Here is a 13642-nt window from a genome sequence, read left to right on the forward strand (position 1 = left end):
AAGCCTTAGAATCTAAAGCTCTAGTTAACTGTCCTTCTATTTTTCTATTAAAGTACTTGTTTTTAGTTTAATTGTATGTAAATATATATGTCAAGACACCTGTTATGTCAGGAGGGTCAGAACATGACAAAAGATGATGTATTAATCATTGGAAGTGGAGTAGCGGCATTGCAGCTTGCCAATCAATTAAAACTGGATTTAAATGTGAGGATACTCACAAAAGAAAAGATAAGAACCGCAAATTCCTATCTTGCCCAGGGGGGGATTGCAGCAGCCTTGGGTGCAAACGACCACCCAACAAAACATATGGTCGATACGCTAGAAGCAGGAAGATTTTACAACCATTCAGATGTGGTTCAACAAGTCATTCATGCCGCACCTTTACTTATAAAGAAGATGGCACAACAAGGCGATATTTTTGATAAAAATCAACTGGGTGAACTTTTTCTTGGGATGGAAGGGGCACATAGCGAAAAGAGAATTGTTCATGGCGGCGGTGATGCCACTGGTAAAAATGTCATGGAGCATCTGATAAGTAAGCTTAAGGACAATGTCATCGTAGAAGAGAATGTCTTCGCCTATGAATTACTCCTAAATACAAGAAAAAACCGCTGTATTGGGGTTAAAGCTAAAGCCTTAGATGGGTCAATAAGAAGCTTCTATGGCACTTATATCATTATCGCTTCAGGAGGCTGCGGTCAACTATATAGCTACACATCAAACGCGAAAACGGTAAGTGGTGATGGAATTGCGATGGCCTATTTAGCAGGAGCGGAAATTGTGGATATGGAATTTGTTCAATTTCACCCTACACTCTTATTTGTAAACGGAGAAACAAAAGGATTAATATCGGAAGCTGTTAGAGGGGAAGGGGCAACCCTAATCACGGAGGACGGGACTCCTATTATGAAGGGAGTTCATCCTTTAAAGGACCTAGGCCCAAGACACGTTGTCTCACAAAGAATATATGAATGTCTGAAAAACGGTAACCAGGTCTATTTAGATATCAGTAAAATTGCTGAATTTGAAAAGAGATTTCCTTCGGTTACAACGATTTGCGAGGAAAATGGAATCCGTATTTCGGATGGAAAACTCCCTGTCGCTCCAGGAAGCCATTTTTTAATGGGAGGAATTAAAACAGACTTAATCGGCAGGTCTTCCATTATGGGACTTTATGCGATTGGAGAAGCCTCCTGCACGGGATTACATGGTGCCAATCGTTTAGCCAGCAACTCCCTTTTAGAAGGATTATATCAAGGCGACCAATTATCAAAATGGATCAATGAAGGCAAAAAAGAAACTCAATCTTTAGATTCAAAGCCATTCTATCCTTCTTTTAAAAAAGAGAGCTTTGATCTACCAGATGTTCAACAGATAAGGGATTTAATGATGGAGCGGGTTGGAATTGTTAGAAATGAAGGTAATCTTATGAAGCAGCTAGCCTGGATCGACCAATACAAGCCGGAAGAAATCGATTTAGATGCTTGTTCTTCAGCAGAAATGACAAAGGTTTTTATGCTGATTATTTCCAAGCTGATTACAGAGTCCGCGTTAAAGAGGACAGAAAGCAGGGGTGGTCATTTTAGGAGTGATTATCCAATGGAAGATGACAAAATGTGGTTAAGGAAATCAATTATTCACAATTATAGACATAGAGTGGAGAAACCCAATGAACACACTAAAACTGCGCTCGCTACTTGAGCAATATTTTATTGAAGACATCGGCGAACAAGATATTACCACAGATTTAATTTTTACAGATGATACAAATGGGGAAATTGTTTTTCTAGCAAAAGAAGCTGGAATTTTTTGCGGTGAAGAGATTATTAAAACGGGGTTCCAGCTATTAAATACTACTATTTCAGCACGGGTATTTGTGAAAGATGGTCAGTCATTCGAAATTGGACAAGAGCTTGCACACGTTTCAGGGAAAATTGCTGATTTACTAAAGGGAGAGAGAGTCATTCTCAATCTTGTTCAACGGATGAGTGGGATTGCCACATTAACTCGAAAAACAGTTAATACCCTTGACAGTGGTCATACGAAAATTTGTGACACACGGAAAACGACGCCAGGCCTGCGTATGCTTGAAAAATATGCTGTGCGCTGTGGAGGAGGTTTTAATCATCGTTTCGGATTATACGATGGAGTCATGATTAAAGACAATCACATCTCCTTTGCTGGTTCTATTACAAAGGCAGTAGAAGCGATCAGGAAAAATGCTGGTCACATGGTAAAGGTAGAGGTCGAGGTTGAGTCGGAAGCACAAGTGCTTGAAGCAGTAAATGCAGGCGCAGATGTCATTATGTTTGATAACCGTACACCTAATGAAATTAAGGAATTGATTAAATTAGTTCCGCCGTCTATCATCACCGAAGCCTCAGGTGGAATCCAATTAACAAATATCGCCGATTACCGTGAAACTGGTGTGGATTTTATCTCGCTTGGCTACTTAACTCATTCTTATAAAGCATTAGACATAAGTGTAAAAGTCCGATGGAACAAAGGGGAGGAGTAAGGTGAATTTTTTAGCGGCGTTAGAAAAAAATAGTATAATTCCTGAAAAATATAAGCAAATGACACGTGATGAACTCGAAAGCCGGGCAATGGAAATAAAGAAACAGCTAGGGTCCCGTTTGTTTATTCCAGGGCATCATTATCAAAAAGATGAAGTCGTTCAGTTTGCTGATGCGACTGGTGATTCTCTACAGCTTGCACAATTATCAGCGGAAAATACCGAGGCCGAATTTATTGTTTTCTGTGGCGTTCATTTTATGGCAGAAACAGCAGATATTTTAACATCTGAAAAGCAAAAGGTAATCTTGCCAGATATGCGCGCAGGATGTTCAATGGCTGATATGGCGGATATCCAGCAAACAGAACGAGCCTGGGAACGGCTTCAGGAACTTTTTGACGACACGATTCTTCCTTTAACCTATGTGAATTCAACAGCAGCCATCAAGGGATTTGTAGGTGCCCATGGAGGAGCAACGGTAACCTCTTCGAATGCAGAGAAAATGGTTAAATGGGCATTTGAGAAAAAAGAACGAATTCTTTTCCTGCCTGATCAGCATTTGGGCAGAAATACTGCAGCTGATTTAGGTATAGGCTTAGACGAGATGGCCATTTGGAATCCAATAACCAATGAGTTGGAGTTCGATGGTGATATTTCAGTAATTAAAGTCATTCTTTGGAAAGGGCATTGCTCGGTTCATGAAAATTTTACTGTTCAAAATGTGATTGATACTAGGTACCAATACCCCAATATGAATATCATTGTTCATCCAGAATGCCGCCGAGAGGTAGTCGAGCTAGCGGATATGGCGGGCTCAACTAGTTATATTATACATGCTATTGAGAATGCTAAGTCTGGAACAGCTTGGGCGATTGGAACAGAAATGAATCTGGTTAATCGACTAATAAAAAATCATCCTGATAAAAAAATCATTTCATTAAATCCGCATATGTGCCCGTGCCTGACTATGAACCGAATCGATCTACCTCATTTAGTTTGGAGCCTGGATACCTTGGAAGAAACACAAAATATTATTAAAGTGAGTCCGGAAATTGCCCAAAATGCAAAACTGGCACTTGAAAAAATGCTGCAAAATTCATAATCCACGTAAAAAAAGGTGTCATTTTCTAAAATGGCATCTTTTTTTGCAGTTATCAGTGAAGTATAACTGTCTGTCCTTTCTTTCGACCTTATACATATTTTTTCAAAAAGCAGCATAAGTTTTTTTGAAGAATGATAGCACTTTGCCCATTTTCACATACACTATATGGACTTATGCATAGGAGGGAAATCAGAGTGAAGATCCATATCGTACAGAAAGGGGATACTCTTTGGAAAATCGCCAAGAAGTACGGCGTGAATTTTGAAGAGCTGAAGAAGCTTAATTCACAGCTCAGCAACCCTGATATGATTATGCCCGGTATGAAAATAAAAGTCCCAACAACAGGAGGAAGCATAAAGAAAGAATCCCCTATGGGAACGAAACCGGAAACAACAATCAATTTAGGTGTAAAGAAAGAAAAGCCGATTGCTGAGCAACCGTTCGCCAAAGAGAAACCTGTGCCAATGCCGATGGTAGAGGCACCAATTAAAAAAGAAACACCAATTGTCAAAGAAAAACCAATCGTAAAAGAAGTACCAAAAACACCCTATACTCCAAAAATGCCTCTACAAATCGTCCCAGAAATTGATATTAACAATTATTACATGATGAATATGCAAAATATGACGGTTCAGCAACCTCAGCTGCCGCCTAAACCAGCCAATATCCTTCCAGAAGTAAAAGAGGTTCCGAAGAAAGAAGTACCGATAAATGAAGTACCTATGAAAGAAATGCCAATTAAAGAGAACTATGTTCCTGCACCGCCGCCAGTTGAAGCCCCTATTGCTGAAATGCCGGTTCAAGAACAATGCGTTCCTATGACGCCCGTTATGCCTGGTCCGGGCTTTTGCCCACCATTTGGTGGATTTCCGATGATGCCATATCCGCAAATGCAGGGAATGGGAATGCCTGCTCCAGGTATGGTTCCAGGTAATCCAGGCGTAGCTCCAATGACAGCGGCTGCACCTGGTATGGCAGCTCCATACTTCCATGATGATGAATCATCATCTTTTATGCCACAAGTGCCTGTCATGAATCCAGCATACAACCCAGGAGCAATGATGGGTGCACAGAACCCAGGATTCCAGCAGCAGATGCAAAATCCTTATATGAATCCAACAGCATTCGGTCAAATGCCAGCGGGCTACGGTCAGATGCCGACAGGAATGGGCGAAATGCCAGCAAGTTATGGTCAGATGCCAACAGGAATTGGTCAAATGCCAATGGACTACGGCCAGATGCCAACAGGAATGGGTCAAATGCCAATGGGCTACGGCCAGATGCCAACAGGAATGGGTCAAATGCCAATGGACTACGGCCAAATGCCAGCAGGAATGGGTCAAATGCCAACGGGCTACGGCCAGATGCCAGCAGGATATGGTCAAATGCCAATGGGTGCCGCTCCGACTACAATGCCATCACAGAACCCGGGAGAATCCATGCAAGCTCCAATGATGCCTGGAACGATGTACGGAAACCCAGGAATGACAAATCCTTATGGTATGGGTGGCCAAATGCCTTACGGATATCCACAAATGGGCGGTATGAACCCATATGGGGTAACTGATTTTGAATCACCAGAAATGATGATGCCTGTTGCAGGCAGTCAAATGCCTTACATGCAAAACCCTTATCCAACTCAAGGGTATCCGATGAGTACAGCTGCAATGGGTGACTGCGGTTGTGGTGGTCCTGTGGCAACACCTTATATGGGTGCCATGCCGACGGCTGAAAGTGCTCCTGCAGCCATGCCGTCAACATTTGTACCACCAACTCCACCTATTTACAGTGCGCCTTATACGGGTCCAATGAATGCCGCTCAGCCACCATATATGAATCCATATGGAATGGGAGTACCAGGAAGCGCTCCTTACGGTATGCCGGGTTACCGAGATGAAAGCAATTAATATGTCAGCTAACAAAAAAGGAGACGATGATTATTATGATCGTCTCTTCTCTTATTTTCAGTCCCAGTTTTATGAAAGGATTACCCAGTTTGTACCGCTTCGAAAAACCGTTATTTTTTTGAAAACGGAGCAAAATACTTACATTATAAAAGGCTATTCCACTAATAGTAGACTTAGACTTCAAGAAGTCTTTACCGATACACTGAAAAAGGAAGGATTTACAAAAACCTATTCCTATTTAACCCCTTCAGTAAAAGAACAGCTATTTTTTGAAGGGACTTATTTTGGATGTATCGAATATCTGCTACCACATAAAACAGCGTTTTCTTTCCATACTGAAAAGAATCGTCAAGAAGGACTGGAGCTATTAGAACAATTTCATCAAACCACGAGTCTATTTGAGGCCCGATACCGTACCTTGCTTCCTAAAGGACATCTACTTGAAAAGTGGACAGAACGGTTCAATATATTCACCGCTAATTTTCCCTTCATAAAGTATTTTATCAATGAGTTGGTCCTAGCGGATATGGTTTCTTGGGCCAAATGGGCCCTTGCTGGAATGGAAAAAAAGTATCGTCATTTTTTCAAGGACCCCCTGGTGATTTTACACGGTGATGTAGCGCATCATAATTTTTTACGCGATCACAGGGGAAGTTTGCATTTAATTGATTTTGATTTAATCTGTATCGGCCCACCTGCATTTGATTATTTACAATACGCAAACCGGATTCTTCCTTCAGTAGATTGGTCATTTGAAAAGCTGATCAAGCATAACCAAATGAAAAACTATGCTCATGAAGAGGCTTTTCTGTATGCACTAGCCTATCCAGCTGATATTTTCAGGGAGTGGAACCGGTTAATTAGAGAAAAATCGTATACTGATTCTGTAAAATTAAAGCAAGTAACCGATTTATCGATTAAACAGTATTATGCAAGAAAAAAATTTGTTGACCATTTACAGGAAATAGTAAAATGAATTTGCCAGAATGAAATCCCCTATAAAATAACACCCTATAAATGAGAAGGACTCAAAGGTCAGTCTCAGGATGTTATTTTAGGGGGTTTTTCGCTTGAACAAGAAACAGTGGATAATTCCTCTTTCAGCCATGATGACAATTGGGCTGGCAGGATGTAATGGAGATAATAATAATCGTGCAGGGGTTAATGGGAAAAATAATGTAGCACAACCGATGGGATACTACTCCAATGAAAACCATCCATCACAAGATAATCTATTTGGTGATAATGATGGTGGGGTAACAGAAATAATGGATCATACGATTGGGAATGAAGACCAGAAGACAACGGAGCATAACAGAAAGATCCTTCAAAATAGGGACGAAAATGGCAATCCAATCAATCCAACGAAACCTTTAGCAGCAAAGGACAGGAATTTCTTTCAACGTGATAATCGATTCAGTACAAGTGATATGAATTACCACGGCCATTTAAGTAAAAATACTGGAAACACTGGCGTAGCTACCGATTCTGATTTCCAAGATAATGTTACGGCAAAAATTAGAAGGAAGGTCGCATCTGTTAATAATGTGCAGGACATACGGTCAGTAGCCTATGGGAATACGGTCATTGTTTCAGTGAAGTTAGCTGATAACAACAAGGCAGCCGAAACAAAAAGGGCCATTAAGAAAGCCGTTATGCCTTACACAAAGGGAAGAAAGGTTACCGTGATAACAGATGAGGGAACCATGGGACGCGATCGTAACAAGCATAACGATAGTCAACCACATAAATGGGGACAATAAGGGGAAAGAGCAAAGCTTCGGGCTTTGCTCTTTTTATGTAAAAACATAGGACGGATAAAAAGGCAATTAAAGGCTAAACTAGGAATGTAAATTATGTTCAATTTTTAACAATAAGAGGTGAGGAGCATGAGGTTCACTTGGGTAGCAATGTACCGGTATGGATTAGCCGTTTTTGCTGTTACTCTCTTCATGTTTAGTGGCTGGGCACCGGGAATCACAAGCTCCGCTGCACAACAAGAACCCCCGCAAAATCAACAGAAGAAAGAACCACTGCATATGACGGTGATTTTAGAAAGAGTCTATTTAGATGGAGAGATTAGCCAAGAGGTAGTTCACGAGACTTGCTGGTCAATGGAGAATTTTTGGGCAAAATATGACCAGTGGCAAATGGTTGATATGGATGAGTCCACTATGGTATTTAGAAGACAAGTAGATGATATCTCCCCACTTTTAAAAGCAAATGGCTTTTTTGGAATCACTGAAGACGGAGTGTTGACTATTTTTAATGGTAGACCAGACCGTTCAAAAATCATACAATCCTTTTTTCAAATAGATATGAAGAAGCTAGAAAGTAAAACTCAAGAAGATTTGATACAAGGAATACCCATTAAATCGAAAGATCATTATGTTGAAGTGTTAGAAACCTTCAAGCCGTATTCTATAAAAAAAGAATAGTTCTTTTTCAATCAGACTGAGTGGCATTCAGCCTGATTTTTTCTTTCTATGACCTATTTTCTTCAATTCCGTTTCATTCTTATGTTAAAATGAAAGACAGTGCATATGAGAGCAACAGGAAACTAGAGGAGAGAATGGTATTGTATGAATTTATAAAAGGGACTGTTGAATTTATTAGTCCAGAATATATAGTAGTGGAAAATAATGGGGTTGGCTATCAAATCTCCACACCCAATCCGTTTATTTATTCTGGTAAATTGGAGACAATGGTTACTGTCTACACGTATCACTATGTACGCGAAGATATTATGGCCCTATACGGGTTTGAAACCAGAGAAGAAAAAAGACTGTTTACTAAATTATTAAATGTATCTGGAATCGGGCCCAAAGGAGCACTTGCGATTCTTGCTTCAGGGGAAGTACAGCAAGTGGTAACAGCCATTGAAAATGAGGATGAAAGTTTCCTTGTGAAATTCCCTGGTGTAGGTAAAAAGACAGCCCGTCAAATGATTCTTGATTTAAAAGGGAAATTACAGGATATCGTTCCAGACTTTTTCCCGAATTTATTCAATGCAAATCAACTTCCTATACATACAGAAGAAACCAATTCTGCTTTTGAAGAAGCGATTCTTGCTTTAAAGGCTCTCGGTTATTCAGAAAAGGAAATTAAAAAGATTTCACCTGAATTAAGAAAAGAACAGCTGTCAACAGACCAATACATTAAACATGCACTAAAGCGGCTTTTAAAATAGGTGGTGATGATGGATGGAAGAGCGGATTATTTCAAGTGAAGTGAATGAGAGCGAGATAAATATTGAACAAAGCTTGAGACCGCAAACCTTAAGGCAATATATTGGGCAGAATCAGGTAAAGGAAAACCTCGAAATTTTTATTAAGGCAGCCAAGCTTCGAAACGAAACCTTAGACCATGTTCTCCTTTATGGACCTCCAGGTTTAGGGAAGACGACACTGGCCGTAATTATTGCCAATGAGATGGGCGTAAACATTCGAACCACTGCTGGTCCTGCCATCGAGAGACCTGGGGACCTTGCAGCCATTCTGACTGCACTTGAGCCAGGGGATGTGCTATTTATAGATGAAATCCATCGACTGCCGCGAACGATTGAAGAGGTCTTGTATCCGGCGATGGAGGATTTTTGCCTTGATATCGTGATTGGTAAGGGACCTAGTGCACGCTCTGTCCGGCTTGACCTTCCTCCATTTACCTTGGTGGGGGCGACAACAAGGGCGGGTTCTTTATCGGCTCCATTACGCGATCGATTTGGAGTTTTAAGCAGGCTCGAGTATTATAAGGAAGACCAGCTAAAAAACATTGTTTTACGTACATCTGAGTTGTTTGAAACAGAAATAGATGAGCCTTCCGCAGCTGAAATTGCTAGAAGATCAAGAGGAACCCCACGGATTGCGAACCGCCTCCTTAGAAGAGTACGGGATTTTGCTCAAGTAAAGGGTAATGGTACAATAAACCTACTTCTTGCTAGAGAAGCATTGGAGCAGCTTCAGGTAGATAGGCTTGGCCTCGATCATATAGATCACAAATTACTTAAAGGGATTATTGAAAAGTTTCGCGGCGGCCCAGTCGGCCTGGATACCATTGCCGCTTCGATTGGTGAAGAAGCAGAAACGATTGAAGACGTGTATGAACCATACCTGCTGCAAATAGGATTTCTACAGAGAACCCCTAGAGGCAGAATGGTTACATCAGCAGTATATAAGCACTTTGGGATGGAAGTACCCACTCAACAATAGGTAACTCATTTTAAACAGATTAGGGATGTCATAATATGAAAGTAGATTTATTTGATTTTCATTTACCTGAAGAATTAATCGCACAAGTTCCATTATTAAATCGGACAGACAGCCGATTAATGGTCTTAAATAAGGAAACAGGCGAAATCAAACATGAAGTATTCAAAAATATTACAGAGTATTTGCATGAAGGGGATTGCCTTGTCTTAAATGACACAAGGGTATTGCCTGCACGCCTTTTTGGTGTTAAAACAGACACTGGCGCAAAAATTGAAGTCCTCCTGTTAAAACAACTGGAAGGAGACCAGTGGGAAACACTAGTAAAACCAGCCAAAAGAGTAAAAGAAGGAACAGTTATTGACTTTGGTGACGGTCTTCTTTCTGCTGTTTGTACAGCTACCTCTGAACATGGTGGAAGAGTATTGGAATTCAAATACGAAGGTATTTTTTACGAGGTTCTTGATCAATTGGGTGAAATGCCTTTGCCGCCATACATAAAAGAACAACTCGATGATCGGGAAAGATATCAAACGGTATTTGCCCGCGAGCCTGGATCGGCAGCAGCGCCAACAGCTGGCCTTCATTTTACAGAAAGCTTATTGGACGAAATAAGAGAAAAAGGTGTCCATATTGCGTTTATTACGCTTCATGTGGGACTTGGCACCTTCCGTCCTGTGAATGTAGAGGATGTGTTGGAGCATGATATGCATTCTGAATTTTACATGATGACAGATGGAACCGCCCGATTACTAAACGAAGTAAGAAGCACCGGGGGAAGGATTATATCAGTCGGAACCACCTCAACAAGGACATTGGAGACCATTGCGTCTGCAAATGATGGTCGATTTGTTGAAGGTAGTGGCTGGACGAATATCTTTATTTACCCAGGCTATTCCTTTAAGGCCATCGATGGGATGATTACTAACTTCCATCTACCTAAATCAACCTTGATTATGCTTGTTAGTGCATTAGCTGGAAGAGAGAATATTTTGCATGCCTACGAGACGGCTGTTTCAGAACGCTATCGTTTCTTCAGTTTTGGAGATGCAATGTTGCTCATCTAAGTTTATGCACACGGAAGGAGATATAAATTTGACAGCAATTCGTTATGAGTTAATTAAAACATGTAAACAAACAGGAGCACGCCTAGGAAGGGTGCACACACCGCACGGTTCGTTTGATACGCCAGCTTTTATGCCGGTTGGAACACTTGCAACCGTGAAAACCATGTCACCTGAAGATCTAAAAGAAATGGGTGCCGGGATCATATTAAGTAATACCTATCACCTTTGGTTAAGACCAGGACACGAAATCATAAGAGAGGCTGGCGGTCTTCATAAGTTTATGAACTGGGACCGGGCTATTTTAACAGATTCCGGCGGTTTTCAGGTTTTTAGTTTAAGTGAGTTCCGAAAGATTGAGGAAGAAGGGGTTCATTTTAGGAATCACATGAGCGGGGAAAAACTATTCCTTTCCCCTGAAAAAGCGATGGAAATCCAAAATGCCCTTGGTTCAGATATTATGATGGCCTTTGATGAGTGCCCGCCATTTCCTGCTACCTTTGAGTATATGAAGAAATCAGTCGAACGTACTTCAAGATGGGCTGAACGTTGCTTAAATGCCCACCAGCGGCCGCAAGATCAAGGATTATTTGGAATCGTACAGGGTGGAGAATTTGAGGAACTACGTAAGCAAAGTGCGAAAGATCTTACTTCCCTTGATTTCCCTGGTTATGCTGTTGGTGGTTTATCGGTTGGGGAACCAAAAGACGTGATGAATCGTGTGCTTGAGTTCACAACTCCGCTTTTACCATCGGATAAACCAAGGTATTTAATGGGTGTGGGTTCACCAGATTCATTAATTGATGGCTCCATTCGTGGAATTGATATGTTTGATTGCGTATTGCCAACCCGAATAGCGAGAAATGGTACCTTAATGACAAGTACGGGTAGACTTGTTGTGAAAAATGCACAATTCGCAAGAGATTTTGGACCGCTTGATGAAAATTGTGATTGTTATACTTGCCGAAATTATAGTAGAGCCTATATTCGCCACTTGATAAAATGTGATGAAACATTCGGAATTCGTTTAACGTCTTACCATAATCTTTATTTTCTGTTAAGATTAATGGAGCAGGTCAGACAAGCCATCATGGAAGACAGGCTTGGTGATTTCCGCGAAGAGTTTTTTGAACGTTATGGTTTTAATAAACCGAACGCGAAAAATTTCTAATAGAAACTGTTTTGAAAGGAGGGAAACAATATGCAAGGAATTAGTACAATCATTCCATTGATTTTAATGTTTGTGTTATTTTACTTCTTACTAATTCGCCCGCAGCAAAAGCGCCAAAAAGCGGTTGCTAACATGCAAAACGAATTGAAAAAAGGTGATAAAATCGTTACAATCGGTGGATTACACGGTTTTGTTGACTCAATCGATGATAATAAAGTAGTCATTAAGTGTGGAGACGGCAGCCGTCTTACATATGATCGTTCTGCTATTCGTGAAGTCACTGAAGCTGGTGAGGGAAGCGTTAGCTTAACGAAGTAATCGTACACAAAAAGGAAGCCTTCTACAAAATGGCTTCCTTTTTTCATTTTTGGTTACGCAGATCTTGTATTGCCAGTTGAAATATTAACCCCTAAAATCCCACCCATCATGGCGATGAGTGTATAGCAGGTATGATAAATGACTTGCTCTGCGCTAAAGAGGCGATCATAGCCTAAGTATTGAAATAAGAAAACAACAATGGTGTAAATTAGACCAGTTAATCCCCCAATTAGCCAGCCTTTTTCTTTCCTCTTTCCTCCTGAAAGGAATCCTCCTCCAAAAAGCCCAATAAAAGATAAGGCCGTAATTACATATTGAAGTGATCCTTCTTTAGCAGAGGTATACCTTAGAATAAACGCAAAAATAAGGCTTGAAATCACGGCAAAGGCAAAGATAAAAATTAATCCGTACAAAATGGATGTACCAAAGCTTTTTGATTCGATTTTAGCTCTCCTCCTTCAGTTGCCTTAGGCCAGACTCTCTTGGTTAAAGTCTCTGGCCTTAGAAACAGTTTTTTACCTAGTACAAGCGTATTCGTGGAAGAAGAAAAGTAGAATTAAAATTTTATGATTTTCCTCATTTTATAAGCGTTGGAAAATAATTCTCCTTATTTTTTTTCCAAAAATGCAAACAATGAATACGACTAAAAAAGGGGAGAAAACATTGTGGACGTTTATTTAGGGATCATTTTTCGGACCTTATTTTTGTATTTATTAATCATTGTTATTTTTAGATTAATGGGTAAAAGGGAAATTGGTGAGTTAAGCATCCTGGATCTAGTCGTTTTTATCATGATTGGTGAAATGGCGGTTATTGCCATTGAGAATACAAAGGACCCACTGATTCACTCGGTGATTCCGATGGTTTTATTGATGATTATTCAAATTACCCTTGCTCTTATCTCGCTGAAAAGTAAAAAGTTTCGTGACTTGGTCGATGGTCAACCGAGCATTATTATCAATAGAGGAAAAATTGATGAAAATGCAATGCGGAAGCAACGCTACAATTTTGATGATTTAATGACCCAATTAAGGGAGAAGGATATTCGCAGCATTGCGGATGTGGAATTTGCGATATTAGAATCCTCAGGTAGTTTGTCGGTAATTGAAAAATTAAAGAATAGTAAGGAGCAGCAAAAGCAGGGGGATATTACTGTCCCATTAATCTTAGATGGGGCCATTGAAGAAGAAAACTTAAAAAGGATTAATAAGACTAATTTATGGCTGCGCCAAGAACTGAAGAAAAAAGGATACCGTGATGTGAAGAAAATTTCCTTTTGTAGCTATGAGAATGGAGAATTTTATATTGACTTACAGGATGAAGACTAAGAAGAGGCTGACCTTTTAGATTGGGTCAACCT

14 protein-coding genes are annotated in these 13642 nt (G+C 40.4%); 13 read left to right on the forward strand and 1 reads right to left on the reverse strand.

Going from position 1 to position 13642, the window contains the following annotated elements; genetic code table 11:
* Positions 1-123 precede the first annotated feature (123 nt).
* From nadB to yajC, 12 genes are all read left to right on the forward strand, one after another.
* Positions 124-1701, forward strand: coding sequence for an L-aspartate oxidase (gene nadB / locus QFZ87_RS09435; RefSeq protein WP_309860379.1), 1578 nt, complete (start codon positions 124-126; stop codon positions 1699-1701).
* Positions 1670-2518: a carboxylating nicotinate-nucleotide diphosphorylase gene (gene nadC / locus QFZ87_RS09440; protein WP_309860380.1), complete on the forward strand. Its 849-nt coding sequence runs from the start codon at positions 1670-1672 to the stop codon at positions 2516-2518. Before nadB ends, nadC begins: the two co-directional genes overlap by 32 nt.
* A gap of 1 nt (position 2519) precedes the next feature.
* The gene (gene nadA / locus QFZ87_RS09445) at positions 2520-3617 is read left to right on the forward strand and encodes a quinolinate synthase NadA (RefSeq protein WP_309860381.1); all 1098 of its coding nucleotides are present in this window, start codon (positions 2520-2522) and stop codon (positions 3615-3617) included.
* Between the two features lie 194 nt (positions 3618-3811).
* On the forward strand, positions 3812-5524 hold the full coding sequence (gene safA / locus QFZ87_RS09450; RefSeq protein WP_309860384.1) for a SafA/ExsA family spore coat assembly protein: 1713 nt from the start codon (positions 3812-3814) through the stop codon (positions 5522-5524).
* Positions 5511-6500 (forward strand): phosphotransferase, encoded by a 990-nt coding sequence (locus QFZ87_RS09455; RefSeq protein WP_309860386.1) that lies wholly within the window; start codon positions 5511-5513, stop codon positions 6498-6500. The genes safA and QFZ87_RS09455 overlap by 14 nt, the downstream gene beginning before the upstream one ends.
* A gap of 94 nt (positions 6501-6594) precedes the next feature.
* Positions 6595-7287: a YhcN/YlaJ family sporulation lipoprotein gene (locus QFZ87_RS09460; RefSeq protein ID WP_309860388.1), complete on the forward strand. Its 693-nt coding sequence runs from the start codon at positions 6595-6597 to the stop codon at positions 7285-7287.
* A 126-nt stretch (positions 7288-7413) separates the two neighbouring features.
* Entirely contained in the window at positions 7414-7962 is a 549-nt protein-coding gene (locus QFZ87_RS09465; RefSeq protein WP_309860390.1) for a BofC C-terminal domain-containing protein, read from the forward strand.
* A gap of 140 nt (positions 7963-8102) precedes the next feature.
* Entirely contained in the window at positions 8103-8714 is a 612-nt protein-coding gene (gene ruvA, locus QFZ87_RS09470) for a Holliday junction branch migration protein RuvA (RefSeq protein ID WP_309860392.1), read from the forward strand.
* 13 nt (positions 8715-8727) lie between these two features.
* Positions 8728-9732 carry a Holliday junction branch migration DNA helicase RuvB gene (ruvB, locus tag QFZ87_RS09475; protein ID WP_309860394.1) on the forward strand — a complete coding sequence of 335 codons (1005 nt, stop codon included), beginning with the start codon at positions 8728-8730 and terminating at the stop codon, positions 9730-9732.
* A 35-nt stretch (positions 9733-9767) separates the two neighbouring features.
* The gene (queA, locus tag QFZ87_RS09480; protein WP_309860396.1) at positions 9768-10796 is read left to right on the forward strand and encodes a tRNA preQ1(34) S-adenosylmethionine ribosyltransferase-isomerase QueA; all 1029 of its coding nucleotides are present in this window, start codon (positions 9768-9770) and stop codon (positions 10794-10796) included.
* A gap of 4 nt (positions 10797-10800) precedes the next feature.
* Positions 10801-11964 (forward strand): tRNA guanosine(34) transglycosylase Tgt, encoded by a 1164-nt coding sequence (gene tgt / locus QFZ87_RS09485; RefSeq protein ID WP_309860398.1) that lies wholly within the window; start codon positions 10801-10803, stop codon positions 11962-11964.
* Positions 11965-11994: 30 nt separating this feature from the next.
* A complete protein-coding gene (gene yajC / locus QFZ87_RS09490) occupies positions 11995-12282 on the forward strand; it encodes a preprotein translocase subunit YajC (RefSeq protein WP_308083044.1) in 288 nt (95 codons plus the stop codon).
* A gap of 53 nt (positions 12283-12335) precedes the next feature.
* Here the strand turns inward: yajC and QFZ87_RS09495 are convergent, their stop codons facing one another.
* Positions 12336-12695, reverse strand: a complete 360-nt coding sequence (locus tag QFZ87_RS09495; RefSeq protein ID WP_309860399.1) for a TIGR04086 family membrane protein — start codon at positions 12693-12695, stop codon at positions 12336-12338.
* Between the two features lie 252 nt (positions 12696-12947).
* Here QFZ87_RS09495 and QFZ87_RS09500 point away from each other — a divergent pair, with 252 nt between their 5' ends.
* Positions 12948-13610 carry a DUF421 domain-containing protein gene (locus tag QFZ87_RS09500; RefSeq protein WP_309860400.1) on the forward strand — a complete coding sequence of 221 codons (663 nt, stop codon included), beginning with the start codon at positions 12948-12950 and terminating at the stop codon, positions 13608-13610.
* Positions 13611-13642 lie beyond the last annotated feature (32 nt).

The organism is Bacillus sp. SLBN-46, assembly GCF_031453555.1.
GTDB lineage: Bacteria > Bacillota > Bacilli > Bacillales > Cytobacillaceae > Neobacillus.

Bases quoted from the DNA above. Each gene is read 5' to 3' on its own strand.
- nadB (WP_309860379.1), top strand. From the start codon at position 124: ATGACAAAAGATGATGTATTAATCATTGGAAGTGGAGTAGCGGCATTG.
- nadC (WP_309860380.1), top strand. From the start codon at position 1,670: ATGAACACACTAAAACTGCGCTCGCTACTTGAGCAATATTTTATTGAA.
- QFZ87_RS09455 (WP_309860386.1), top strand. From the start codon at position 5,511: ATGAAAGCAATTAATATGTCAGCTAACAAAAAAGGAGACGATGATTAT.
- QFZ87_RS09465 (WP_309860390.1), top strand. From the start codon at position 7,414: ATGAGGTTCACTTGGGTAGCAATGTACCGGTATGGATTAGCCGTTTTT.
- ruvB (WP_309860394.1), top strand. From the start codon at position 8,728: ATGGAAGAGCGGATTATTTCAAGTGAAGTGAATGAGAGCGAGATAAAT.
- queA (WP_309860396.1), top strand. From the start codon at position 9,768: ATGAAAGTAGATTTATTTGATTTTCATTTACCTGAAGAATTAATCGCA.
- tgt (WP_309860398.1), top strand. From the start codon at position 10,801: ATGCACACGGAAGGAGATATAAATTTGACAGCAATTCGTTATGAGTTA.
- yajC (WP_308083044.1), top strand. From the start codon at position 11,995: ATGCAAGGAATTAGTACAATCATTCCATTGATTTTAATGTTTGTGTTA.